Below are 25,738 nucleotides of genomic sequence, written 5' to 3'. Positions count from 1 at the left end.
CCGCGCCGTGCGCCACGCCGCATGGCACATCTTGCGGGAACGACAAAGGGGCCGAGCCACACGGCTCGACCCCTCGGTCGTCGGGCTGCCGCTACGCGACGAAACCCAGTGAAACGGGTGTTACTTCAGAACCTTGGTGACGGTTCCGGCGCCGACCGTGCGTCCACCCTCACGGATGGCGAAGCCGAGGCCGTCTTCCATGGCGATGGGCTGGATCAGCTCAACGGTCATGTCAACCGTGTCGCCGGGCATGACCATCTCGGTGCCCTCGGGCAGCGTGATGACGCCGGTGACGTCGGTGGTACGGAAGTAGAACTGCGGACGGTAGTTCGCGTAGAACGGGTTGTGACGGCCACCCTCATCCTTCGACAGGATGTAGGCGGTGCCCTCGAAGTTCGTGTGCGGCGTAACCGAACCCGGCTTCACGACAACCTGGCCGCGCTCAACGTCTTCACGCTTGGTACCGCGAAGCAGCAGACCACAGTTCTCGCCGGCCCAGGCCTCGTCGAGCTGCTTGTGGAACATCTCGATACCCGTGACGATCGTCTTCTGGGTGGGACGGATGCCGACGATCTCGACGTCGGAGTTGATCTTCAGCGTTCCACGCTCGGCGCGGCCGGTGACAACCGTTCCACGACCGGTGATCGTGAACACGTCCTCGATCGGCATCAAGAACGGCTTGTCCTTGTCGCGGATCGGGTCCGGAACGGACTCGTCAACGGCGTCCATCAGGTCCTCGATCGACTTGACCCACTTGGGGTCGCCCTCGAGAGCCTTCAGCGCCGAGACGCGCACAACGGGAGCGTTGTCGCCGTCAAAGCCCTGCGAGGAGAGCAACTCACGAACCTCGAGCTCAACGAGCTCCAGGATCTCCTCGTCATCGACCATGTCCGACTTGTTCAGCGCAACCAGCAGGTACGGCACGCCGACCTGGCGGGCGAGCAGAACGTGCTCGCGGGTCTGAGCCATCGGGCCGTCGGTCGCCGCAACCACGAGGATCGCGCCGTCCATCTGAGCGGCACCGGTGATCATGTTCTTGATGTAGTCAGCGTGGCCTGGAGCGTCAACGTGCGCGTAGTGGCGCTTCTCGGTCTGGTACTCGATGTGCGAGATGTTGATCGTGATACCGCGCTGCTTCTCTTCAGGAGCCGAGTCGATCTTCCCGAAGTCTGCCTGCTCGTTCAACGTCGGATACTTGTCTGCGAGAACCTTGGAGATCGCCGCGGTCAACGTGGTCTTACCGTGGTCGACGTGACCAATGGTTCCTACGTTGACGTGCGGCTTGGTCCGCTCGAACTTTGCCTTCGCCACTGTGGGTCCTCCTCAGGACTCGTGTGCGGTCATCCGAAATGTCTTACGACAACCGGATGCCCCGCTGGGTTGATTGATTACTTTATTGGTTTGACTCTGCGCTTGCGAGACGGCCGAAAACATCTTACACAACCGCGCGGTCAAGTTCTTGCATCAGGGCCTATTCGCCCTTGCTCTTCTGGATGATCTCCTCGGCCACCGCACGCGGCACCTCGGAGTAGCTGTCGAAGGTCATCGAGTACACGGCGCGGCCGGAGGTCTTCGACCTCAGGTCTCCAACGTACCCGAACATTTCGGACAGCGGCACCATGGCACGAATCACCTTGACGCCGGTCGCATCCTCCATCGACTGGATCTGTCCACGGCGCGAGTTGATGTCGCCGATCACGTCGCCCATGTACTCCTCGGGCGTGCGCACCTCAACGGACATCAACGGTTCGAGCAGCACAGGGTCAGCCTTGCGAGCTGCTTCCTTGAACGCCATCGATCCGGCGATCTTGAACGCCATCTCCGACGAGTCGACGTCGTGTGCGGCGCCATCCAGGAGGATGCCCTTCACTCCGACCATCGGGTAGCCGGCGAGGATGCCGACCTGCATCGCATCCTTCATTCCTGCGTCGACCGAGCCGACGTATTCCTTCGGAACGCGCCCGCCGGTGACCTTCGACTCGAACTCCCAGATGTGGTCGGCCGTGAACTCCATCGGCTCCAGCGAGATCTGCACCTTCGCGAACTGGCCGGATCCACCGGTCTGCTTCTTGTGGGTGAAATCGTGCTTCGGAACGATGCGACGGATCGTCTCACGGTAGGCGACCTGGGGCTTGCCCACGTTCGCCTCGACGTGGAACTCACGCTTCATGCGGTCGACCAGGATGTCGAGGTGCAGCTCGCCCATTCCCTTGATCAGGGTCTGGCCGGTGTCGATGTTCTGCTCGGTGCGGAACGTCGGGTCTTCTTCTGCGAGCTTCTGAATGGCCATGCCCAGCTTTTCCTGGTCGGCCTTCGTCTTCGGCTCGATCGCAACCTCGATGACCGGCTCGGGGAACGTCATCGACTCCAGCACGACCTGGTTGTTCGCATCGCACAGGGTGTCGCCCGTGGTGGTGTCCTTCAGACCGATGACCGCGTAGATGTGGCCTGCGGTGACCGACGGAACCGGGTTCTCCTTGTTGGCGTGCATCTGGAAGATCTTGCCGATGCGCTCCTTCTTGCCCTTGGTCGAGTTGACGATCTGGGCGCCGGAGTCGAGATGACCCGAGTACACGCGAATGTAGGTCAGGCGCCCGAAGAAGGGGTGCACCGCCACCTTGAACGCGAGCGCCGCGAAGGGCTCGGTCGCGTCGGCGTGACGCATGATGACCTTCTCCTCGTCGCGCGGGTCATGCGCTTCGATCCCGGAGACGTCGAGCGGGTTCGGCAGGTAGTCGACCACGGCGTCCAGCATGGGCTGCACTCCGCGGTTCTTGAACGCCGAACCACACAGCACGGGGTAGATCTCGCTGTTGACGGTGAGCTTGCGGATCGCGCCCTTGATCTCTGCGACCGTGAGCTCTTCGCCAGCGAAGTACTTCTCCATCAACGCGTCATCGGTTTCAGCGACGACTTCGAGCAACTTGGTGCGGTACTCGGCAGCCTTCTCGGCGAGGTCGGCGGGGATCTCTTCGATGGCGTACTTGGCGCCCATCTCGACGTCACCCTTCGAGTCTCCGCGCCACGTGAGCGCGCGCATCTCGACCAGGTCGACGACGCCCTCGAACTCCGACTCGGCACCGATCGGCAGCTGGATGACCAGCGGCCTGGCGCCAAGACGCTTGATGATGGTGTCGACGGTGAAGTAGAAGTCGGCGCCGAGCTTGTCCATCTTGTTGACGAAGCAGATGCGCGGAACGTTGTACTTGTCGGCCTGGCGCCACACAGTCTCAGACTGTGGCTCCACACCCTCCTTGCCGTCGAACACGGCAACGGCACCATCGAGCACGCGCAGCGAACGCTCCACCTCGACGGTGAAGTCGACGTGGCCGGGGGTGTCGATGATGTTGATCTGGTTGTCGTTCCAGAAGCAGGTGACAGCCGCGGAGGTGATCGTGATGCCACGCTCCTGCTCCTGCTCCATCCAGTCGGTGGTCGCGCCACCGTCGTGGGTCTCGCCCATCTTGTGGTTGACACCCGTGTAGAACAAGATGCGCTCTGTCGTCGTCGTCTTGCCGGCATCGATGTGCGCCATGATGCCAATGTTGCGGACCTTGTTCAGGTCGGTGAGCACTTCCTGTGCCACGGGTTCCTCCAAATATGATGTGTCAAAGCGAAATCTTGGGAGCCCTGTCTGGGGTTTTCCCAGACGGGCTGCTGCGGTGCGGGCAGGGGCGAACGCCGAGGCGCTCACCCCCACCCGAAAGCGATTACCAGCGGTAGTGCGCGAAGGCCTTGTTCGACTCTGCCATCTTGTGGGTGTCCTCACGACGCTTCACCGCGGCGCCGAGGCCGTTCGAAGCGTCCAGGATCTCGTTGGTCAGTCGCTCGATCATGCTCTTCTCGCGGCGACCCTTGGCGTAGCTGGTGAGCCAGCGCAGCGCGAGGGTGTTGGCGCGGTGAGGCTTGACCTCGACGGGCACCTGGTAGGTGGAGCCACCGACACGACGGCTGCGTACCTCCAGCGTGGGGCGCACGTTGTCGAGCGCCTTCTTCAGAGTGACAACGGCATCCTGGCCATTCTTGGCGGCAACGCCTTCGAGCGCTTCGTAGACGATGCGCTCGGCGAGGCCCTTCTTGCCGTCGACAAGGATCTTGTTGACGAGCTGGCTGACGATGGGGGCTCCGTAGACGGGGTCTGCGACAACGGGGCGCTTGGGTGCTGGTCCCTTGCGAGGCATTACTTCTTCTCCATCTTCGCGCCGTAACGGCTGCGAGCCTGCTTGCGGCCCTTGACAGCCTGGGTGTCGAGTGCGCCTCGCACGATCTTGTAGCGAACACCAGGAAGGTCTTTCACACGACCGCCGCGCACGAGCACCATCGAGTGCTCCTGCAGGTTGTGGCCCTCGCCAGGAATGTAGGCGGTCACCTCGGTGCCGTTGGAGAGCTTCACACGGGCGACCTTGCGCAGAGCCGAGTTCGGCTTCTTCGGAGTGGTCGTGTAGACGCGGGTGCAAACACCGCGCTGCTGTGGGTTGGCCTTCAGGGCGGGCGCCTTGGTCTTGGTGACCTTCGGGTTGCGTCCCTTTCGGACCAACTGTTGAATTGTTGGCACTGAGTTACTCCTTGTAAATACTGCACGGTGACAGTGATGCACTGCGTTGAACGTCAACATTCGATTCTCGGATGCTTCGTTCACATAGATCAGCCGCGGACACGCGATTCACATGTGTCGAGCTGATATGCCGTGGGGGCATGGTGCCCTGGGTGTTTACTTCGTCACACGCTCGGCACGTATTTTGGGCACGGCACGAGCGTGTGTCAAAACACACACCCGAAAGAGCCTAGCCCGTGATTCTTACCCGGGTCAAGCGCGATAGTGGGCCGATGGGAAACACCCAGCACATTGCCATACTTTTCTTCGCGGCAACCTCAAGGAAAGTCTCCGCCCTGCGCTCGGCAGGGCGGAGACAGATCCTCTGATGCACCAGTGTCGGGGTAGCGGGATTTGAACCCACGACCTCTTCGTCCCGAACGAAGCGCGCTACCAAGCTGCGCCACACCCCGATGTTTGCGGCATCCCCGAGGGGTCGGTGCCGCTACAGAAAATAGTACCCGAAAAATCTGGCCCCCGTGTCACACCCGGGTCAGCGCGCGGCCGGCGTCAGCGTGACCAGTGCGGCCTCCGGGCGGCAGGCGAGGCGAACGGGCGCGTAGATCGACGTTCCGATGCCCGCGGAGACATGCAGGTACGCCGCCGACAGCCCATGCCGCCAGAGGCTGAGCCCGCTCGCCTGGTCGCGGGGCAGGTCGCAATTGGTCACCATCGCCCCGTATCCGGGCAGGCAGACCTGCCCGCCGTGGGTGTGCCCCGCGAAGATCGCGGTGGCCCCGTAGGTGAGGAACGAGTTCAGTACGCGCTGGTAGGGCGCGTGGCTGACCCCGACCGTGACGGTCGCCCCGTGGGAGACACCGCCGTCATATTCACCGACAACGACGCCGTCGGCATCCGAGTCGGCGCCTCCTGCACGCAGCTCGTCGACCTTGCCGGCGAGCGTGTCGAGCCGATCGAGGTGACGGTGCGGGTCGTCCACACCGAGCAATTCGAGTCGGGTGCCGTTCAACTCCAGCCCAACGGCGGTGTTGTTGAGGTTCTGCCAGCCGAGCCGGTCAGTGAAGAATCGCTCCATCGCGGCGGTGTCCAGGCGGGCTGGAGCATGCGGCACCTTCGAGGGTCCGATGATGTAGCGCAGGGGGTTCTTGAACTGCGGGGCGAAATAGTCGTTCGAACCGTGCACGAAGACACCAGGAGTGCCGGCGAGCGGAGCGAGGGCGTACTCCACGCCCTGCAGCCCGCGACTGTGGCCGAGGCTGTCTCCGGTGTTGATCACGAGATCGGGGCGCAGGCTGGCGAGCGAGCGCACCCAGTCCTGCTTGCGGTGCTGCCACGGCGCCATGTGCAGGTCGGAGATGTGCAGCACGCGCACTGGGGCGCTCCCCGCGGGGAGCACCGGCATGTCGTACTGGCGGAGCGTGAACAGGTTGCGCTCGACGGCGGTCGCCCACACGGTGACCGCGGCACCGGCGACCACGGTGCCCGCCGCGATCCGTCGAAGCGTACTCAGCTCAATCACTCAGTTCGCCGGCCAGTCAGCCATTTTTGCCTTTGTCCTTGCCGGGCTGGCCTTTGTCCTTGCCGGGCTTTGGAGCCTCGTACTTGCCCACGAAGATTGTGACCTGCTGCCCCTGTTTGGCGCCGCTTCCGGCTGCCGGGTCGGTGCGGATGACCAGGCCGTCCTGCTGCGGGTTCGACACCTTCTCGGTCGTCACCTTCACGCTGAATCCGCTGAGTGCGGCCTGGGCATCACCGGGACTGTAGTTGGTGACATCCGGAACGACCTTCAGCACGCCGTTACTGGTCAGCACGGTGATGAAGGCACCCTTGATCACCGATGCGCCGCCGCCCGGGTCACTGCCGACGACCTGGCCCTTGGGCAGTTCGGAGTCGACCTCACGTGAGCTGTACAGGTTGAAGCCGAGGTTCCTCAGCAGCGACTGGGCCTCGTCGAGGCTCTTGCCGCGAACGTCCGGCACATTGACCTTCTCGCCGTAGAGCAGCTTGTTCTCGACGTCGGGGAATGCATCTCCGCCGTATTCCTGGTCGGCGACCAGCATGATCGGCTGCCAGATGCGGTGACGCGCGGTCGCGGCTTGGGAATCGTACCCCGTGGTCCGGTCGAAGTAATTGTGGCGCTGGTTCGCGTCACCGGTGATGTTGCCCACCCAGGTGGCCAGCGCCACCTTGGTGCTCGCGCCGATCATCCAGGTCTGGATGTTGTCGTCGTTGGTACCGGTCTTGCCAATGTGCGCCACGCCGGTATAGGTGTTCGACGCCGTAGCGGTGCCGCCGTCGAACGTCGTCTGCATGGCGTAGGCCATGGCCGCGGCGACCTTGGGCGGCACGGCCTCGGAGCACTTCGTCTTCGGCGCCTCGAGTTCGTCGCCGTTCGCGGCGATGATCTTCTTGATCGACACCGGCGTGCACTTGACGCCCTTGTTCGCGATCGCCGCGAACGCGGTGGCCATCGTCAGCGGGGAGACCTCTTGAGTGCCCAGCACGTCGGAGGGGTACATGACGCCGTCCTTGGGCACGTCTGGGTTCTTCTCCGTCCAACCGAGCGGCTTCAGGTTCGCCCGGTGGATGCCGAATGCCTGCGCGGTCTGCTTGATCTTGCACAGGTCCAGCTTCTCGGCCATGGCCATGAAGGCGGAGTTCACCGAATACTTGGTGGCACTGATCGCGTTGTTGGCGCCGGTGCTGTCATCGTTCGCCGGAAAGAATTCGCCGGACCAGTCACCGTTGCAGCTGTTGTGGAAGTAGTTGATGGGTCGCGGTCGGCCGTCGAAGTTCTCCTGCAGCGGGTGGCCGGCCTCCAGCCAGGCCGCGAGGGTGAACACCTTATAGGTCGATGCCGCCTGGAATCCGCTGGATCCGCCGTAGTCGAAATCGGCGTTGTAGTTGATCGCCGTGTAATCGGGGTTCTTCAGGACATCGGGGTCCTGGCTGTATTTCTTGCTCTGCGCCATGGCGAGGATGTCGCCGGTGCCCGGCTGCACGGCCACTGACGCCGAGCCCATGTTGCCCCACGACGAGGTGGGCGGCACGTTGCCGCTGGTCGACTGCTCTGCGGCCTTCTGCATGGCCACGTCGAGGGTGGTGTAGATCTTGAAGCCGCCGCGACGGAAGTTCATCCAGCGCTCATCCTCGGTTGCGCCGAACGCGTCGAGATGCTGCACGTCGTGCGTGACGTAGTCACAGAAGTAGGCGGCACCGCCGGCCGACTGGCAGCCGGTGCTCGTGGGCGTGATCTTCGGCTCGATCGGCGCCGCGATCGCGTCGTCGTGCTGCTTCTGGGTGATCTTCTTCTCTTCGAGCATGTCGCCGATGATGCTGTCGCGGCGTACCTTGTTCGCCGCGTAGCCATTGGCCTCGCCGTTGGTGGTGCTTTCGGGATCATCGAGCTTCAACGCGGAGGGCTCGTTGACGATGGCGACGAGGCTGGCCGCCTCTTGGATGTTGAGGTCCTTCGCGCGAACGTTGTAGTAGTACTTCGCGGCTGCCTCGATGCCGTACACGGTGCCGCCGAATCCGGCGATGTTGAGGTAACCGAGCAAAATCTGGTCCTTGGTGGCGGTCTTCTCCAGCTCGATCGCGAGCTTCATCTCTTTCAGTTTGCGTTCGGGGGTCGTCTCGGTGGCGATCTTGTACTCTTTGGCCCGTTCTGCGTCATTCTGGATCGCTTCGGCCTTCTGCACCAGCACGTTCTTCACGTACTGCTGAGTGATGGTCGATCCGCCCTGCAGGTCGTCGCCCGTGACAGTGGCCACGATGGCGCGGGCGGTACCGCGCAGGTCAACCCCGCCGTGCTGGTAGAACCTCCGGTCTTCACCGGCGACCACGGCATCCTTCGTGACCTGGGAGACCCCCGTCCACGGCACCTCTTCGCGGTTCTGGAAATAGAAGGAGGCCAGGAACACGTCCTTGCCCTCGGCGTTCTTTGCATAGATGCTGCTCTTCTGCGCCAGCGGTTGGATCGCCAGGTAGCCGGGCAGGTTGTCGAAGACACCGATGGTGTTGTTCGCGGCCATTCCGGTCAGCGCCAGTGCTGGGGTCACTGCGGCGGAGACCAACAGCCCCGCCACAACACTCATCCCGAGGAAGCCGAGAACTCCTCCGACAACGCCGGTTACAGATCGTTTTTGGGCAGACATAGACTTTAGAGTAGGTGACGATTCATGATAATGGCCTGAGTAACACCTGATGACAACAAAAGGAGACCTCTATGTCTGCTCCCAAGTGGGAATACCTGACCACACCGCTGATGATACACACCACCCAGGCAATCCTGAACAACTGGGGCTCAGACGGTTGGGAACTGGTGCAGGTCGTCACCGGCCCCGAAGGTGGCCTCGTGGCTTATTTCAAGCGTCCGCTGACAGACGTCTAGGCCTGGGTGCATTCGTCCGGCCACTGATTTGTCGGCAGCAGCGCTGGTCCACTCCCGACCCCAGCCCCGATTTCTGGGAGTGCTCTGCTTGCCTTCTGACAAGGTACTGATCGCGCCACAGGCCCTGGTCGCCTCCGGACCTGCGTTTCTCGTACTGTTCAAACCCAACCATCAACGAAAGAAGATTCATATGTCACAGATCACCGATCGCCTGGCCGAACTCGGCCTCACCCTGCCCGCCGTCGCGACCCCGGTCGCCGCCTATGTGCCGGCAGTCGTCTCGGGCAACCACGTCTACACCTCGGGCCAACTGCCCATGGTCGACGGTACCCTGCAGGCAACCGGCAAGGTCGGCACCGCCGACGGCCAGGTCTCTCCCGAGGATGCCAAGAAGCACGCGGCCACCTGCATCATGAATGCCCTCGCGGCGGTGGAGAGTGTGATCGGCTCGCTTGACCGGGTGACACAGGTGGTCAAGGTCGTCGGCTTCGTTGCCTCCGACCCGTCGTTCACCGGGCAGCCCGGCGTGATCAACGGCGCCTCCGACCGCCTGGCCGAGATCTTCGGCGAGGTCGGCTCGCACGCCCGCTCGGCTGTCGGCGTCACGTCCCTGCCGATGGACACCCCCGTCGAGATCGAGCTCATCGTCGCCTTCGCGTAACTCGAGGGGTCTCCCCGCCTGTTCCCTTCGCGCTGCGCGCCCCCCGAAACACTTCGCCCCGGTTTGAACCGGGGCGAAGTGTTTGGACGGGCGCGAAGCTCGGAAGGGCCTCGCCTGCTGAGCTGTGAAGCTAGCGCACCGTGTCGGAGATGGTCTGCATCACCTGCGTGTCGGCAAGCGTCGACGTGTCTCCGACCTCACGGCCGTCGGCGACGTCGCGCAGCAGGCGACGCATGATTTTGCCGGACCGTGTCTTCGGCAGTTCCTGCACGATGAACACCGAACGTGGCCTCGCGATCGCACCGATCTCCGCCGCGACATGGGCGCGCAGGATGTCGCTGGCAGAGGCCACATCGTGCGTGTCCGCGCTGCGTTTGAGAATCACAAACGCCACCACGGCCTGACCGGTGGCCTCGTCTTCTGCTCCGACCACGGCGGCCTCAGCCACCATGTGGTGCGACACCAGCGCCGACTCGATCTCGGCGGTGGACAGTCGGTGGCCCGACACGTTCATCACGTCGTCGACGCGGCCCAGCACCCAGACCTCGCCGTCACGGTCGAGTCTGGCGCCGTCGCCGGCGAAATACTTGCCCTCGAACTGATCCCAATAGGTCTTCTTGAACCGCTCCGGGTCGCCCCAGATGCCACGCAGCATGGCTGGCCACGGTTCGGTGACCACCAGCAGTCCACCCGAGTTCTTGGGGCGCGACTGGCCTGCCTCGCTCACCACGTCGACGCTGATCCCCGGAATCGGAACCTGAGCGGAACCCGGTTTGGTCGTGGTCACCCCGGCCAGCGCCGAAATCATGATGGCACCCGTCTCGGTCTGCCACCAGGTGTCGACCACTGGGGTCAGTCCCCCACCGATGATCTCCTGGTACCAGATCCAGGCCTCGGGGTTGATGGGTTCTCCGACCGAACCGAGCACCCGCAGGCTGGTCAGGTCGAAACCCAACGGGATCTCCCGGCCGGCCTTCATGAACGAGCGGATCGCTGTCGGTGCGGTGTAGAGCGTCGTGACCTTGTATTTCTCGATCAGCTCCCACCAGCGTCCGGGGTGCGGCACGTCCGGGGTGCCCTCGTAGAGCACTTGCGTGGCCCCGTTGGCGAGCGGCCCGTAGACCACATAGCTGTGCCCGGTGACCCAACCGATGTCGGCGGTGCACCAGAACACATCCGTTTCTGCTTTCAGGTCGAACACATTCCTGTGGGTGAAGGCCACCTGGGTGAGGTAGCCGCCCGAGGTGTGCAGGATCCCTTTCGGGCTTCCTGTCGTGCCGGAGGTGTACAGGATGAACAGCGGATGCTCGGCCGCGAACGGCTGTGCCTCGTGCTCGGCGTCCATGGCCGGCACCTCCTCGTGCCACCACAGGTCGCGGCCGGAGGTCCACTCCACCTCGTTGTCGCCCCGCTTGACGACCAGCACATGCTCCACACTCGACGGGTTCTCCGGGCCGCCCTGGGCGAGCGCGGCATCCACGGCCGGTTTCAGCGGCATGACCTTACCCTTGCGCCAGCCCCCGTCTGCCGTGATGACAACTTTTGCGTTGGCATCGTCGATGCGCGACCGCAGACTGGATGCGCTGAATCCGCCGAAGACAACCGAGTGCACCGCCCCGATCCGGGCGACGGCGAGCATGGCGACAACCGCTTCCGGAATCATCGGCAGGTAGATCGCCACCCGGTCGCCGGCTGTGATACCCAGACTGACCAGCAGGTTGGCGGTGCGCTTCACCTCCGCGGTCAGCTCCGCGTAGGTGACGGTGCGGGTGTCTCCCGGTTCGCCCTCCCAGTGAAGGGCCACCCGATCACCGAGGCCCGCCAGCACATGCCTGTCGAGGCAGTTGTAGGCGACGTTCAGCTGGCCGTCGTCGAACCACTTCGCAAACGGCGGGTTCGACCAGTCCAACGTCGTGGTGAACGGGGTGTGCCAATGCAGCAACTGGCGCGCCTGATCGGCCCAGAATTCCTCACGGCCCGCGCTCGCCTGCTCATACAACTCAGACGATGCGTTCGCCTGCGCGGCGAACTCTTGGGTGGGCGGAAACCTGCGTGCCTCGTGCAGAAGATTTTGGATCTCGGGAACCATGGTGCGGGGTTGCTCCTTTGCAATACGTGACGAACCAGCCGGCGGGCTGTGATTCATCGAGGCTACTCCCTAAGAATGGTCGTCACGAAAAGCCCGGAACTCTGTGATCGCTCACACGGCCGGGGGATACACCGGCAACCGGCGCGAATTGGGGGTTGTGCTTTCGGACTAATTGGGGCTTGCGCTTCGGGCGGTGTGGCGTAGACTCACCATTAGCCGAATGATTTTCTGGCATGTGGCGCGAAGAGTTCCCCCCAATTCGCGCGTCACGAGGCGACACCTGTTCCCCCCAATAGGTGTCGCCCTCTTCTTTTAACCCTTAGCTTTTCAAGCGCTCAGGTTGCCGCCGTTCTTGTGAAACGGCTGCTCCCCCGATTGCTTCTTCTCTTCTCCCGACATCGGCCGCTCCTACGTGGATCGCCCCTGCACTGATCGCTCCTGCACCGACCTCTCCTGCGCTGATCGCACCTGCGCTGATCGCACCTGCACCGACCTCATCCTGCAGCCCCCAGTCCTGAACCGACCTCATCCTGCAGCCCCCGGTCCTGAACCGACCTCTCCTGCACAGAGGCGCGTCGCCGCCTGCGATCCCCAACTGACCGTCGTCCGTGAGCCGTGTCGGAGACAGCGACATAGTGTGGCCGCATGCTCGAACCGTTCGTGGTCCAGAGGCCGACGACGGTATCCGATTCGGCGACCGAAGAACCCGCGGCCGGGTATGCACGGGTGCCACCGGTTGCGCGGGCGCCGGCGCCCGGGAATCCCCCGATCGCAGCCGCGCCGCTGCACGAGGGGCCGCGGGAAGGCGCACTCGATGACACGGCGACGCCGACCTCGACCGCCATCGCAATGCCCGCTTCATCCGCCCGAAACTTCGACGTGTTCGGCCCGCTCGCGGCGCATATGCGTGACGAGCGGGTCACTGATGTCATCATCAACGGGACTCGGGGGCTATGGATCGATCGGGGCGCCGGGCTTGAGCGTGAGCCGGGATGGAACCTCGCGGAGCCGGCGCTCAGGGCCCTCGCGGTGAAGCTGATCGCTGCGGGCGGGCGCCACATCGACGAGGCGGCTCCGTGCGTGGATGTGCGTCTGGGCCACACGCGTGAAGGTGGCGTGCGAGGTGGGGTGGGAGTGCGCGTGCACGCGGTGCTTCCCCCGATCTCGACGGCGGGCACACTGCTGTCGATCCGGTTGCCGCGAGCGCGCCCGCTGTCCTTATCCGATCTGCGCCGGGGTGGAATGTTCGACGGCGAGGTGGAGTCGTTGCTGCGCGAGGCGGTTTCCGAGCGCTCAAATGTGCTGGTCACGGGCGCCGCCGCGACCGGAAAGACGACAATGGTGGGCGCCCTCCTGGCGTGCGCAGCACCGAGCGAGCGGATCGTCGCGATCGAGGATGTCGCGGAACTCGCCGTCGAACATTCCGGGTTCATCTCCCTGGAGGCACGGCAGGCCAATCTGGAGGGCGCCGGCGGGTTGAGCGTGCAGGCACTGCTGCGCGAAGCACTTCGCATGCGCCCAGACCGCATCGTGCTCGGCGAGTGCCGAGGCGGCGAGGTGCGCGAGCTGCTCACCGCGTTGAACACCGGCCACGATGGCGGCGCCGGAACCCTGCACGCCAACTCACTGCAGTCGGTTCCCGCCCGGCTCGAGGCCCTGGGCGCGTTGGCGGGCATGTCACCGGAGGCGGTGGCCCGGCAGGCGGTCGGGGCGATCGGCCTGGTGCTGCACCTGGGGCGCGTGGCGGGCATCCGGTATCTGGCCCAGGCCGGACACTTCTGGCTCGGACCCGGCGACCGTTTGAGGGTGAAGGTCGACGCCGCCTACCTGCCGCCTCGAGGCACGGGGCCGGATGCCCCGCCCCGGGGGTCGGCGGGGCCGGTTCGAATCCGGGCCACGCACCGCTTTCCCGAAGGCGACGGGTAGGCCATGCGACAGTTGCCCGGCCGCGGCCGCACCGGCCCACCCGCGATCGAACAGGTGGCACGCCTCACGCGCCGACTCGCAGTTCTGTTGGCCGCTGGGGTCACACCCGGCTCCGCCTGGGGCTATCTCGCAGACACCGGGCGCTCCGCCACCGCGGGTTCCACCGCCACCGGCCGCAGAGATAGCCGGGCGGAGCCGGTATCAGACACGCTTCTGGGTCCTGGGCTGGCAACCGTCGTGGATGCGGTTGTCGATGCCCAGACCGACGGAGGATCGGTGCCGGATGCGGTGATCGCCGCTGTTGGCGGTACATCGTCATCGGCTCACACATCGACGGCTCCGTCGTCGACGAGGGCGCGCTCCGGGGCCGCCGAACAATCTGCCTGGCGCTCCCTGGCTGCCGCCTGGTCGGTGGCCGCCGACACTGGAGCACCGCTGGCCGACTGTTTGCACCGAATGGCAGACTCGTTCGACGAACACGGCAGCAGGCAACGCGAGCTGGAGGTTGCGTTGGCCGGCCCGGCCGCAACGGCCCGCATGGTGATGTGGCTTCCTGTTGTGGGTGTGCTATTTGGGGCGGTGCTCGGATTCGACACCCTCGGTGTGCTGTTCGGCAGCGTTCCCGGGCTACTGTGTCTTGCGTTCGGAGGGGGCCTGATGCTGGCCGGCGGGCGCTGGAGCCGCGCGATGATTCGCGCTGCCCAGCCGCAGCAGACGACTCCCGGGCTGATCGTCGACCTGACCGCCATTGCGATGGCCGGTGGCGGTTCAGTCGACGCCGCCCGCATGCTGGCTGCCGACGCCGCGCGACGCTTTCTCGGCAGCCCGGATGCCACCGTCAAGGCGGCCCACGCTCCTCCGGCCCCGAGGCGCACTGCCCGCGCGACAACTGGTGAACAGCCCCATCCCAGATCCTCATCACAGCAGGCCGAGCGACCCGAGCACCGCCGTGGCGATCGGAACCACGACGGCCGCGAAGCCAACATCAATGGGCCGAACAGCAATAGACCGAACAGCCGTGAATTCAGCAGCTGTGAGCCAAACAGCTGTGAACATGCGATTGTCGATCACGTGCTTGCGCTGGCGACGCGGGCCGGTATTCCGGCAGCGCAGTTGTTGCGCGCGGAGGCTGCGCAACTGCGTCGCCAGGCGAGGTACGACGGCCAGAAGGCGGTGGCGGCAGTCGCGGTCAAACTGATGATTCCGCTGGGGTTGTGCGTGCTGCCGGCGTTCATGCTGTTGGGCGTGGCCCCGCTGCTGATGGCTGTCCTGTCCTCCACAATCGCCGAGTTCTGATCCACCCGACAATCTCCACATCGTTGGATGCCCGCACCTGCAACTCGGCGCACACTGGTGATGTTCGTGCCCCGTTCAACGCCGGCCGCGTTCCTCAGAAGGGTACAGACGATGCACACCAGACCACACGGTTCCGAGACACACGGTTCCGAGACACACGGTTCCGAGACACACGGTTCCGAGACACACGGTTCCGAGACACACGGTTCCGAGACACACGGTTCCGAGACACACGGTTCCGAGACAAACGGTTCCGAGACAAACGGTTCCGGGACTTACGGTTCCAGAACTCACAGTTTCGAATTACACGGCATCAAATCACATGGCTTCGAATCACACGGCTTCGAATCACAGAGCCGCAAATCACGCAGTCCCAACTCACGCAGTCCACAGCGACGCAGCCCCAAGCTCCGCGATCACCAACCACACGACACTGCACCACGAAGAATGGCGCTAAGCGACAGAGCACCACGGGACACAGCGCTACTCGTAACAGCGCCACAGGACACAGCGCCACACGACACAGCGCCACAGGACTCAGCACTACTCATCACAGCATCACGCGGGCCATTGCCCCACCACGCAACGCCAGACTCCACTAACCCAGACCTCGCCGCTCAGGCCAGACGACGACCGCCGGCCGCCACTGGCGGTCTCGGTCTCCGCGCCCGCATTCGTTGTATTGGCGCACGCACGCACGCCGATGATCGAGGCTCGGTCACCGCCGAGTACGCCGTGGCCACCATGGCGGCGGTCGGGTTCGCTGGGCTTCTGGTCGTGATTCTGCGCGGCGACGAAGTGCGTGGCATCCTGACCGAACTCGTGCGCAATGCACTCAGTGTCGCGGGTTGAGCCTGGCCCCCCACGCCCAGAAGCGCACCCTCATCCGGCGAGCGATCGAACGCTCAGGCGTTCAGGTGGCCACGAACACAGCCATCCACAAGGGCGCTGGCATTCACATAGGGGCTGGCATTCACATAGGGGCTGGCATTCACATAGGGGCTGGCATTCACGCGGGCGCTGGTCACACAGGGGCTCACTGAGTCGCGGGCACTCACCAAAAGATTGGGATCCGCCAAAACGCGGCCAATCACGCGATCGCGGCAGCGTGACGGCAGAGTTCGCCGTGGTGCTGCCGGCCGTCATCGTCGTTCTGGCCTGTTGCCTGGCGGCCGTGGCCGCGATGGGTTTCCAGGTGCGACTGGCGGATGCGGCCGCGGTCTGTTCTCGAAGCCTCGCCCGCGGTGAGCCGTTCGAGGTCGCCGCGCAACAGGTGCGCACGCTGGTCGGCGACGTGCGGGTTGAGACGGAGCACCGCGGCGAGTTCGTGTGCGTGACCCTGAGTTCAACCGGTTCCGGCAAAAACGGCGTGGGCCCGATTGATCTGCTCGGCTTCACCGCATCAGCCCACGGGTGCGCGCTGGCCGGTGGCCTGTGATGGCTCGAACCCATGCCCCCAGCTGGCGTGACCGAGGGTCGGGAACACTTGTCGCACTCGCCCTCATCGCAGTGCTGCTGACCGTGACCGCGATTGCGGTTCCCCTTCTCGCCGTGCTGGCGCTGCGCCCGAGCGTGCGTGCGGCAGCCGACGCCGCAGCCCTCGCCGCAGCCGACACCGCGTCGGGCGCAGCGTGGGGCCACCCGTGCGAACGGGCCGGGCAGGCGGCTGAGCTCAACCGCACATTCCTCACTGAGTGCGCCCTTGACGGGTACATCGCGACCGTTACAGTCACCCGCACCATCCTGGGCTTCGAACTCACCGCCCGCAGTCGGGCGGGCACGCCCCCGGGTGGCGGCCCACCCCCGTAGAGGAGCGGCGCCGGCTCCGTCACAGCAGTCTGGCGGCACAATTCCCTCCGCGCGCCAGTTGGCACACTTCGCCCCGGTTCGAACCGGCGCGATGCGTTCCCAGCGGCGCGATTCTTCGGCTGATGCCCTGGCGCCCCGGATTCCCTGGCCTCGGAGTGCTGTCGCGGCCGCCAGCCGCATCCTTGTCATGCACGCCCTAGGTTGAGTGGGTATCTCTACCGTCGCCCGCGGACCTGCCCGTTCGACTCGTCACCTCAGCCTCGCGGCATAACGTCCTCCGCGCGCCAGTTGGCACACTTCGCCCCGGTTCGAACCGGCGCGAAGCGTTCTTGGTGGCGCGATTCTTAGGCTGAGGGGCTGGCGCCGGCACCGCGGTCTACATGGGCTTGATCAACTTCGTCGCCTGGCGCAGGCACCGGCGCAGACATCGAAGCCACCGCCGCCCCGATGCCGGCACCGGCGCACAGATCACTCGGCCAAGACTTCCACGTACCTGTAGTCCACGGCGCTCGGCTGCTCCCGGCCGGGTTGGCTCTCGTCGAACTCGATGCCGGATCCGCGGGTGTAGACAAAACGCTTCGTCGATTTCTCGTCGGAGTCGGCCGCAATCTCCAACCTCGGCTGAGGATCACCTGATTCGAGAAAGTCGACACGCATGGTCTTGCCCTCGAGGGGCCCATCGATGAATTTCGCCGAATAGCTCGCGCGTGCTGGTGGGGTCATAAAGCCATTGTGAACGCTGGGGATTCACCTGCCAAGCAGACGGGACAATACGCCGGCAACTCAGAACGACTGGGTCATGTCGCGGCCAAGATGTGTAGGGTGTGCCTGACGGTTACCGTTGCCGCCCCGGGCAACCGGGCAACCGGGCAACCTGGCAATTCGCCCCGTGCGAACGTCGGGGGTGTACTCTCACCAATTGTGTATCGTGTCAGGCGAGCATCACCGATGCCCCAGAGCGCGGAGCGCGGCACCCACGGTTTCCCCGTCCTTCACATTTCTTGAATCACACCGACTTCAGATTTCAGCAATAAAAGCAATAAAGAGGAGAACATGTCCAGCACCAAGAAGCTGGTTATCGTCGAGTCGCCGGCAAAGGCGAAGACGATTGCCCAATACCTCGGCGACGGCTATGAGGTGCTGGCATCGGTCGGGCACATCCGCGACCTGGTGGAGCCGAAGAACCTTCCGGCAGAGCTGAAGAAGGGTTCGCTCGGCAAGTTCTCGGTCGACGTCGATAACGGCTTCGAACCGTACTATGTCGTCTCCACGGCGAAGAAGAAGACGGTCGCCGAGCTCAAGAAGGCGCTCACAACGGCAGACGAGCTCTATCTGGCCACAGATGAGGACCGCGAGGGCGAGGCCATTGCCTGGCACCTGCTGCAGGTGCTCAAGCCCAAGGTGCCTGTGCACCGCATGGTGTTCCACGAGATCACCAAAGAAGCGATCCAGCACGCCAGGGACAACACCCGCGAGATCAACCAGGCGTTGGTCGACGCCCAGGAGACCCGCCGCATTCTCGACAGGCTCTACGGTTTCGAGATCTCCCCCGTTCTCTGGCGCAAGGTCGGCCCGGGGCTGAGCGCCGGGCGCGTGCAGTCGGCAGCCACCCGTCTGGTCGTGGATCGTGAGCGCGAACGACTGGCGTTTGTCGCAGCCGGATACTGGGACCTCACCGCCATCGTCAACCCCCAGACCGCCGAGGATGCCGACGCCGGCCTCCCGTTCTCGGCCCGCCTGGTGCGCCTCGACGGCGAGCGCATCGCCTCAGGTCGTGACTTCGATGACTCCGGCGCACTGAAGTCGAAGGCCGCGGTTCTGGGCGAGGAGGCCGCCACGGCGCTGGCCGCCCGCCTCACCGCCGACAATGCCCTGGTCACGGTGTCGAAACTGGAGTCGAAGCCGTACTCCAGGCGCCCCGCCGCCCCGTTCACCACGTCGACGATGCAGCAGGAGGCGGCGCGCAAGCTGCGCTTCACCTCCCGGCAGACGATGAGCGTCGCCCAGTCGCTGTATGAGAACGGGTACATCACCTATATGCGAACCGACTCCCCGTCGCTGTCGCAGCAGGCGATCTCGGCCGCCCGCTCCCAGGCAGCCAGCCTGTACGGTGCAGAAACGGTACCGGACAAGCCGCGCCTGTACTCCGGCAAGAACAAGAGCGCGCAGGAGGCCCACGAGGCGATCCGCCCCGCCGGAGACACGTTCCGCACGCCCAAGGAGCTCAGTTCCGTGCTGCGCGGCAATGACCTGAAACTGTACGAGCTGATCTGGAAGCGCACCGTCGCCTCGCAGATGGCCGACGCGAAGGGATCGACGGCGACTGTCACGATCGAGGCGGTGGCTGCGGCATCCGGTGCAGAGCCAGAAACACGCGCCGAGTTCACCGCCAGCGGCACCGTGATCACGTTCCGCGGGTTCCTGTACGCCTATGAAGAGGGTCGCGACGAGGAGCGGCACGCGCCGGCCGAATCAGCCGACGCCAAACTGCCCTCCCTCACCGAGGGCCAGAAACTCACCTTCGACGAGGTCGAGGCCAAGGGTCACGAGACCTCGCCGCCACCGCGCTACACGGAGGCGAGCCTGATAAAGGCGCTCGAAGAGCTCGGCATCGGCCGCCCCTCGACGTACACCGCGATCATCTCGACCATCATCGACCGCGGCTATGTCTCTCCGCGCGGCACCGCCCTGGTTCCGAACTGGATCGCCTTCTCGGTGGTGCGCCTGCTCGAGCAGCACTTCGCCGATCTGGTCGAGTACGACTTCACCGCCGAGATGGAGGCCGACCTCGACCGCATCGCCGGTGGCGAGACCGACCGGGTGCACTGGCTGACCGAGTTCTACTTCGGCGACGAGGAGAACCGTGGCCTCCGCCAGGTGATCGACAACCTCGGCGAGATCGACGCACGCAGCATCAACTCGATCCAGATCACCGATGACATCACCCTGCGCATCGGCAAGTTCGGGCCGTACCTGGAGGTGCCGGATCCGGATGCGGCCCCCACCGCCGATGGAGAACCGGCCAAGCCGCGGCGCATCAACGTGCCGCAGAACCTGGCGCCGGACGAGCTCACGCCTGCGAAGGCCCAAGAACTCGTGGATGCTCCCGTGGTCACCGATCGTGTGATCGGCGTCAACCCCGAGAACGGCAAGAACATTGTCGCAAAGGACGGCCGGTTCGGCCCCTACGTGACCGAGATCGATCCGCCGGTGGAGGCCGTGGCCGAGGTGGGCGCGGTGAACCCGGCCACAGGAGAGGTGACCGAGGCAGCCACCGCCGCCAAGCCGAAGAAAACGGCGAAAGCCGCGGCCGTGAAGCCGCGCACGGCGTCGGTCTTCAAATCGATGGATCTGGCGACGATCGACCTGGACACGGCGCTGAAACTGCTGTCGTTGCCTCGCGAGGTCGGGGTCGACCCGGAGTCGGGCGAGCCGATCCTGGCCTACAACGGCAAGTTCGGGCCGTACCTGAAGAAGGGCACAGACAGCCGGTCGATGACCAGTGAGGAGATGATCTTCGACATCGACCTGGCCGGGGCTCTGGAACTGTTCGCGCAGCCGAAGTATGGGGCCCGTCGTGCGGCCAGCCATCTGAAGGAGTTCGAGGAGGATCCGGAGTCGGGCAAGCCGATCCTGATCAAGGACGGCCGGTTCGGCGCCTATGTGACCGATGGGATCACCAACGCGACCATTCCGAAGAGCGAATCGATCGATGACATCGACTTCGATCGCGCGGTGCAGCTGCTGGCCGATAAGCGGGCCAAGGGGCCGGTCGTGAAGAAGGCACCGGCGAAAAAGGCACCCGCCAAGAAGCTGGCCGTGAAGAAACCCGCGGCCAAGAAGCCGGCGGCGAAAAAGCCTGCAGCCACGAAGACCGGCGCCACTACCGTCGTGAAGAAAGCGGCCGCACGCACGCCGGCTGGGAAGTCCGGGCTGCCGAGCACGTCGAGCGAAGGCTAGGCGGTGGGCTCGCGCGGGCTGTTCATCACCCTCGAGGGCGGCGACGGCTCCGGCAAGACCACCCAGGCCGAACTGCTCACCGAATGGTTGGTCACCCGCGGCCGCTCGGTGGTGCGCACCAGGGAGCCCGGTGGCACCGAGGTGGGCGACGAGATCCGTGAGATCGTGCTGCACCACCGCGGAGACATCGCGCCCCGAGCGGAGGCCCTGCTGTACGCCGCCGACCGGGCGCACCACATCAAGACAAAGGTGCGACCAGCGCTGGCCGACGGCCAGGTCGTCGTCCAGGACCGCTACCTCGACTCCTCCGTCGCGTACCAGGGCGCCGGGCGCGTGCTCGATGCCGTTCAGGTGCGCGATCTTTCCCTCTGGGCAAGCGAGGGACTGCTGCCGGATGTCACCATCCTGCTCGATCTCGACCCGGCCTCCGCCCGCACCCGCCTCGACGGGGCCCGCACCCGGTATGACCGGCTCGAGGCCGAGAAGCTGGATTTCCACGGCCGGGTGCGCGACGCCTACCTGGCGCTGGCTGCGGCCGAACCGGAGCGTTTCATCGTGTTGGATGCGTCCGATGAACCGGCCGCGATTGCCGCGGCAATCCGCGCCCGGGTCGAGCCGTTGCTCTGACAGATATCACGTGTGCATCGGTCACCCCACACTCAGTCAGAGTCCCCTTTCGCACGGTAGGTTAGGCGCATGACTGTGTGGGACGATCTGGCGGGACAGTCCGACGCGATCGCCGTGTTTCGGGCGGCGGCCACTGTGCCCTCGGCCGGGGAAAGTGCCGAGCCCCGCGGCGACGAGGCATCCGTTCGCAGTTCGATGACCCACTCCTGGCTGATCACCGGCCCCCCCGGCTCGGGGCGCTCCAACCTCGCCTACGCGTTCGCGGCGGCACTGCTCTGCCCGGACGCCGGTTGCGGTGTCTGCCCGCACTGCCAGCAGGTGGCCGCCCGCACCCACCCCGACCTGGCGGCACTCGCCACCGACCGGGTGATCATCACCATCGATGAGGTGCGCCGCCTGGTGACCAGCGCCCAGTTCTCGCCATCAGTCGGCCGCTACCGGGTGATGGTGGTCGAAGACGCCGACCGCATGACCGAACGCACCTCGAACCTGCTGCTGAAGGTGCTGGAGGAACCGCCGCCGCGCACCGTCTGGATACTCTGCGCCCCCAGTGCCGCAGACCTCCTTCCGACCATCCGCTCCCGGGTGCGCACCGTTCGCCTGCGCGTGCCCGACGTGGCCGACGTGGCCGAGCTCATTCTTCGCCGCGTCGACGTCGACGAGCAGACCGCCCTGCGTTCCGCCCGCGAGGCCCAGAGCCACATCGGCATGGCGTTGCGACTGGCCACCAACCCCGAGGCGCGTGACCGACGCGCAGAAACCCTGCGGATCGCCCTTGACCTGCGCAGTGTGTCTGATGCGGTGATCGGGGCCGCCCGCCTGTTGCAGATCGCCGGCGACGATGCGAAGGCGATCACCGCCGAGCGCGATGCCGAAGAACGCGAACACACCCTGCGCTCGCTGGGCGTGGAACCGGGCGCTGCCGTTCCCATGGCGCTGCGCTCGCACATCCGACAGTTGGAAGAAGACCAGAAACGAAGGGCCACCAGAAGCCTGCGCGACGGGATCGACCGCATTCTGGTCGACCTGCTCTCCCTGTACCGTGACGTGATGAAGGTGCAACTGGGATCTGGCGGCGACCTCGTCAATACCGAACTCGACTCAGACGTGAGGTCGGCCGCATCGGCATCCACCCCCTCAGCCACCCTCGCGACCATGGACGCGATCGCTCTCGCCCGCGCACGCATCGGTGCCAACGTCGCCCCCGCACTCGCACTCGAATCAATGCTCGTCACAGCCGTTCAGAAGGAGGGCTGATGCCCCGCATGCCCCGTCCCCGCCGCTTCGGTTTGGTTGCGCTGCTCGCAGCCGTGGCCGTGATCGCCTCAGGCTGCACGACATTTGCCCCGCCGGGTGTGGGTATCGGCACCGGCACAGTGCCGTCGACGCCGACCGGTGAGAATGTCTCCGCCGAGTTGACGCCGTTCTACCACCAGAAACTGTCGTGGTCAGACTGCGGCAAGAGGATGCAGTGCACCACGGTGATGGCCCCGCTCGACTGGGCGAAGCCTTCGGCCGACAAGGTCGAGTTGGCGGTGGTTCGGAAGCCGGCCACCGGCAAGAACCGCATCGGGTCACTGCTGGTCAACCCGGGTGGGCCCGGTGGGTCAGGGTACGACTTCGTGCTCGACTCGGTCGACTACGCCACCGACGCCGCGCTGCAGAAGCAGTACGACGTGGTGGGCTTCGACCCGCGCGGTGTCGGCCGCTCCACCGCCGTCACCTGTTACGGACCCAAGAAGATGGACGACTTCCTCTACGGCCTGTCCACGGCGGAGCGGGGATCCGACGCGTGGATCACCGAGCAGACCAACTCGAGCCAGGAGTTCGCGGATGCCTGTGAGCAGAACTCGGGCGACCTTCTGCAGCACGTCGACACGGTCAGCGCGGCACACGACCTCGACCTGCTGCGCGCCGTGCTGGGTGACAGCGAGTTGCATTATCTCGGCTATTCCTACGGCACATTCCTCGGTGCGACCTTTGCCGGATTGGAGCCCGCGAAGGCCGGTCGTCTCGTTCTCGACGGCGCGATCGATCCGTCGACCACCAACTTCGAGGTGACCCGCACCCAGGCGGTCGGCTTCGAGAACGCCCTCAAGGCGTACCTCACCGACTGTCTCACCCGCACCTCGTGCCCGTTCTCCGGCACCGTCGACACCGCAATGGCGAAGATCTCGGCGCTATTGGCTGCGGTCGATGCGAGCCCGATCCGCAACGCCGACGGCCGGCAGTTGGGCGCCGACACCCTCGTCACGGCGATCATCTACCCGCTCTACGACGCCACCTCGTGGGAGTACCTGAGCGCCATGTTCGCCTCGGTCATGCAGGGAGACGCCTCGGTCGCTTTCCAGTTCGCCGACGGTTACAACGGGCGCAACGCCGACGGAACCTATAAAGACAACTCCACCGAGGCGTTCATTGCGATCAACTGCACCGACTACGCCTACGACGCTGCTGTCGAGCGCATGCGCGCAGAAGCAGCCGAATTGGAGCAGGCGGCCCCGGTGATCGGCAAGTACATGTCCTACGGCGACATTCTCTGCTCGGTCTGGCCGGCGAAGTTCACCGGTACCCGGGCACCGATCCAGGCTGCGGGCTCCCCGCCGATACTGGTGGTCGGCACCACGGGCGATCCGGCCACCCCGTACGTGTGGGCGCAGAACCTGGCCAAGCAACTCGAGAACGGGCACCTGCTCACCTATCACGGTGAGGGGCACACGGCCTACAACAAGTCGAACAAGTGCGTGAACGACACCGTCGACAACTTCCTGCTGCGCGGCGAGGTGCCGGCCACCGACCCCATGTGCTGACGCCCCCCTGCCTGTCCCCTTTCTTTCATCCCCCTTGCCCCACCCGGGTTTCACTGAATGAGCAGACAAGTGCCTTCGCCTCGGATGGGAAGGCACGAATTCTCTCACTCACGGAGCTTGCGGGCTGAGCCGCAGCGATCGGGGTCGTCAGCCGATGGTTCGGCCGAGCACCAGCCCGAGCAGCCAGGTCACGGCGGCCGCCCCGAACCCGATCGTGAGTTGGCGAAGGGCGCGCCTGAGCGGTGGGCCGCCAGAGAGCAGGCCGACGACCGCGCCGGTGACCAACAGGGCGATCCCCACCAGCCCGGTCGCGACCAGTTGCGCCGGGATGCCCTCCATTCCGAACAGGTAGGGCAGAACCGGGATGATCGCGCCGGAGGCAAAGAACCAGAAACTCGCCATGGCGGCACCGAAAGCGGTTCCGATCGTCTCGTGCTCATCGGTGGGTTCCTCGGCCTGCGCCGCTGCCAACGCTCCCCCGGCCGCGCTCCTGGCGTGCGGATCCGCGCTGTGCGGATCCATGCTGCCTGGATCCATGCTGCCTGGATCCATGCTGCCTGGATCAATGCTGTGGCCGCGCAGTACGGCGTTCGCCTGGGCGGTGGCCTCATCGGCGCTCATGCCGCGGGCGCGGTAGACCAGCGCGAGTTCGTTCGCGTTGACGTCGAGGTGGGGGTATGCGGTGCTGGTGTCGCTGTTGGGGCTCGATGCCTCCAGCAGTTCACGCTGGGAGCGCACCGACACGTATTCGCCTGCCCCCATCGAGAGAGCACCGGCCAGCAACCCGGCAAGCCCTGCGATGAGGACGGCACCAGTGGGAACCCCGGTTGCGCCCACCCCGAGCATCAGCGCGAGGTTGGAGACCAGACCGTCGTTCATTCCGAACACAGCAGCCCGGAACGAGCCGGAGAGCCGGTTGCGCCCGCGCGCAGCAAGGCCGCGCACGACCTCCTCATGGATGCGTTCGTCGGCGGCCATCGACTGCGTGGCATCATGATCCCGGCTGTACGGCGAGCGCGCCTCGGCCCGCTGTGCGAGCGCCAACACGAACACCGAGCCGAACTGGCGGGTGAAGAAACCCAGCACACGACTGCGCAGGCGCGGCTTCGTCACCCCGGCGGCGTCTTCGCCGAGCAGGGTCTCCCAGTGGGCCGCATGCCGGCCCTCGGCCTCGGCGAGTGCCAGCAGGATCTCACGCTCCTCACCGGCACGCCGCTGGGCGAGGTCGCGGTAGACCGCAGCCTCTGCGCGTTCATCCGCCAGATACAGCTTCCACCGGGCGATGTCGGCTGCCGTGGGGGCAGATGACGCAGACGCTCGCGGGTCGTCGGCAGGTGGAGCAGAGTGGTGGGTCACAGGGTCAAGTCTGACAGGGTTGACCCGATCCCACCTCTGTCCGAGCGGGCTGTTCGCCGCGGGGCTCAAGGCTTCCTGCGATCTGCGGCCCGAGTAGGCACGACCGCTCTGGGTGCTGGCCGTGAGTGTCCTATTGCCTCATGTCAATACCTCCGGGAAGGTTATTCATTGCCTCAAATGGAAACCTCCGGAGGGGTCACCGAACGAAGGCCTGGTTCACGGCTGGTTTGACCGCGGCGGGCTTCTTCGCCAGGGC

Annotated in this window: 21 protein-coding genes and 1 tRNA gene; 12 read left to right on the top strand and 10 right to left on the bottom strand. The window is 65.2% G+C overall.

The features are described from left to right. Nucleotides 1-120: 120 nt before the first annotated feature. From tuf to DL891_RS11460, 7 genes are all read right to left on the bottom strand, one after another. Complete coding sequence (gene tuf, locus DL891_RS11490; RefSeq protein WP_111720583.1) at nucleotides 121-1,311, bottom strand: elongation factor Tu; 1,191 nt, start codon at nucleotides 1,309-1,311, stop codon at nucleotides 121-123. A gap of 160 nt (nucleotides 1,312-1,471) precedes the next feature. Further along, entirely contained in the window at nucleotides 1,472-3,586 is a 2,115-nt protein-coding gene (gene fusA / locus DL891_RS11485) for an elongation factor G (protein WP_111720582.1), read from the bottom strand. Nucleotides 3,587-3,710: 124 nt separating this feature from the next. After that, the gene (gene rpsG / locus DL891_RS11480) at nucleotides 3,711-4,181 is read right to left on the bottom strand and encodes a 30S ribosomal protein S7 (RefSeq protein WP_111720581.1); all 471 of its coding nucleotides are present in this window, start codon (nucleotides 4,179-4,181) and stop codon (nucleotides 3,711-3,713) included. After that, nucleotides 4,181-4,555, bottom strand: a complete 375-nt coding sequence (rpsL, locus tag DL891_RS11475) for a 30S ribosomal protein S12 (protein ID WP_111720580.1) — start codon at nucleotides 4,553-4,555, stop codon at nucleotides 4,181-4,183. The genes rpsG and rpsL overlap by 1 nt, the downstream gene beginning before the upstream one ends. Before the next feature lie 378 nt (nucleotides 4,556-4,933). Next, a tRNA-Pro gene (locus tag DL891_RS11470) sits at nucleotides 4,934-5,007 on the bottom strand. An 80-nt stretch (nucleotides 5,008-5,087) separates the two neighbouring features. Continuing rightward, the gene (locus tag DL891_RS11465; RefSeq protein WP_232819143.1) at nucleotides 5,088-6,065 is read right to left on the bottom strand and encodes a metallophosphoesterase; all 978 of its coding nucleotides are present in this window, start codon (nucleotides 6,063-6,065) and stop codon (nucleotides 5,088-5,090) included. Nucleotides 6,066-6,090: 25 nt separating this feature from the next. Further along, nucleotides 6,091-8,712, bottom strand: a complete 2,622-nt coding sequence (locus DL891_RS11460) for a transglycosylase domain-containing protein (RefSeq protein ID WP_111720579.1) — start codon at nucleotides 8,710-8,712, stop codon at nucleotides 6,091-6,093. Between the two features lie 71 nt (nucleotides 8,713-8,783). Between DL891_RS11460 and DL891_RS17130 the strand changes: the two genes are divergently transcribed. After that, nucleotides 8,784-8,948 carry a DUF4177 domain-containing protein gene (locus tag DL891_RS17130; RefSeq protein ID WP_157962484.1) on the top strand — a complete coding sequence of 55 codons (165 nt, stop codon included), beginning with the start codon at nucleotides 8,784-8,786 and terminating at the stop codon, nucleotides 8,946-8,948. 190 nt (nucleotides 8,949-9,138) lie between these two features. Continuing rightward, a complete protein-coding gene (locus tag DL891_RS11455; protein ID WP_111720741.1) occupies nucleotides 9,139-9,609 on the top strand; it encodes a RidA family protein in 471 nt (156 codons plus the stop codon). Nucleotides 9,610-9,739: 130 nt separating this feature from the next. Here DL891_RS11455 and acs read toward each other — a convergent pair whose 3' ends face one another. Further along, complete coding sequence (gene acs, locus DL891_RS11450; protein ID WP_111720578.1) at nucleotides 9,740-11,698, bottom strand: acetate--CoA ligase; 1,959 nt, start codon at nucleotides 11,696-11,698, stop codon at nucleotides 9,740-9,742. A 645-nt stretch (nucleotides 11,699-12,343) separates the two neighbouring features. Between acs and DL891_RS11445 the strand changes: the two genes are divergently transcribed. From DL891_RS11445 to DL891_RS11420, 6 genes are all read left to right on the top strand, one after another. After that, complete coding sequence (locus DL891_RS11445) at nucleotides 12,344-13,624, top strand: CpaF family protein (protein ID WP_368665631.1); 1,281 nt, start codon at nucleotides 12,344-12,346, stop codon at nucleotides 13,622-13,624. A gap of 3 nt (nucleotides 13,625-13,627) precedes the next feature. Next, complete coding sequence (locus DL891_RS11440; RefSeq protein ID WP_111720577.1) at nucleotides 13,628-14,920, top strand: type II secretion system F family protein; 1,293 nt, start codon at nucleotides 13,628-13,630, stop codon at nucleotides 14,918-14,920. Next, a complete protein-coding gene (locus DL891_RS17805) occupies nucleotides 14,839-15,522 on the top strand; it encodes a pentapeptide repeat-containing protein (protein ID WP_111720576.1) in 684 nt (227 codons plus the stop codon). Before DL891_RS11440 ends, DL891_RS17805 begins: the two co-directional genes overlap by 82 nt. Beyond that, nucleotides 15,491-15,772: a DUF4244 domain-containing protein gene (locus DL891_RS17800; protein WP_368665630.1), complete on the top strand. Its 282-nt coding sequence runs from the start codon at nucleotides 15,491-15,493 to the stop codon at nucleotides 15,770-15,772. The genes DL891_RS17805 and DL891_RS17800 overlap by 32 nt, the downstream gene beginning before the upstream one ends. A 256-nt stretch (nucleotides 15,773-16,028) precedes the next feature. Further along, a complete protein-coding gene (locus tag DL891_RS11425) occupies nucleotides 16,029-16,358 on the top strand; it encodes a TadE family type IV pilus minor pilin (protein ID WP_232819131.1) in 330 nt (109 codons plus the stop codon). Then, complete coding sequence (locus tag DL891_RS11420; RefSeq protein ID WP_157962483.1) at nucleotides 16,358-16,729, top strand: Rv3654c family TadE-like protein; 372 nt, start codon at nucleotides 16,358-16,360, stop codon at nucleotides 16,727-16,729. Before DL891_RS11425 ends, DL891_RS11420 begins: the two co-directional genes overlap by 1 nt. A 468-nt stretch (nucleotides 16,730-17,197) precedes the next feature. Here DL891_RS11420 and DL891_RS11415 read toward each other — a convergent pair whose 3' ends face one another. Next, complete coding sequence (locus tag DL891_RS11415; RefSeq protein WP_111720573.1) at nucleotides 17,198-17,452, bottom strand: hypothetical protein; 255 nt, start codon at nucleotides 17,450-17,452, stop codon at nucleotides 17,198-17,200. A gap of 330 nt (nucleotides 17,453-17,782) precedes the next feature. On the opposite strand from DL891_RS11415, the gene topA reads away from it, so the two are divergent. From topA to DL891_RS11395, 4 genes are all read left to right on the top strand, one after another. Continuing rightward, the gene (gene topA / locus DL891_RS11410) at nucleotides 17,783-20,689 is read left to right on the top strand and encodes a type I DNA topoisomerase (RefSeq protein ID WP_111720572.1); all 2,907 of its coding nucleotides are present in this window, start codon (nucleotides 17,783-17,785) and stop codon (nucleotides 20,687-20,689) included. Between the two features lie 3 nt (nucleotides 20,690-20,692). Next, nucleotides 20,693-21,316 carry a dTMP kinase gene (gene tmk, locus DL891_RS11405; RefSeq protein ID WP_111720571.1) on the top strand — a complete coding sequence of 208 codons (624 nt, stop codon included), beginning with the start codon at nucleotides 20,693-20,695 and terminating at the stop codon, nucleotides 21,314-21,316. A gap of 69 nt (nucleotides 21,317-21,385) precedes the next feature. Next, on the top strand, nucleotides 21,386-22,573 hold the full coding sequence (locus tag DL891_RS11400; RefSeq protein ID WP_111720570.1) for a DNA polymerase III subunit delta': 1,188 nt from the start codon (nucleotides 21,386-21,388) through the stop codon (nucleotides 22,571-22,573). Continuing rightward, on the top strand, nucleotides 22,573-24,126 hold the full coding sequence (locus DL891_RS11395; protein ID WP_111720569.1) for an alpha/beta hydrolase: 1,554 nt from the start codon (nucleotides 22,573-22,575) through the stop codon (nucleotides 24,124-24,126). Before DL891_RS11400 ends, DL891_RS11395 begins: the two co-directional genes overlap by 1 nt. Nucleotides 24,127-24,273: 147 nt before the next feature. On the opposite strand, the gene DL891_RS11390 is transcribed toward DL891_RS11395, so the two are convergent. Continuing rightward, on the bottom strand, nucleotides 24,274-25,482 hold the full coding sequence (locus DL891_RS11390) for a VIT1/CCC1 family protein (RefSeq protein ID WP_111720568.1): 1,209 nt from the start codon (nucleotides 25,480-25,482) through the stop codon (nucleotides 24,274-24,276). Between the last annotated feature and the right edge of the window lie 256 nt (nucleotides 25,483-25,738).

It is taken from the genome of Homoserinimonas sp. OAct 916, assembly GCF_003260275.1.
Taxonomy (GTDB): domain Bacteria; phylum Actinomycetota; class Actinomycetes; order Actinomycetales; family Microbacteriaceae; genus OACT-916.
The sequence above is the reverse complement of the archived record's forward strand: the minus strand, read 5'-3'. Positions and strand labels throughout refer to the sequence as shown.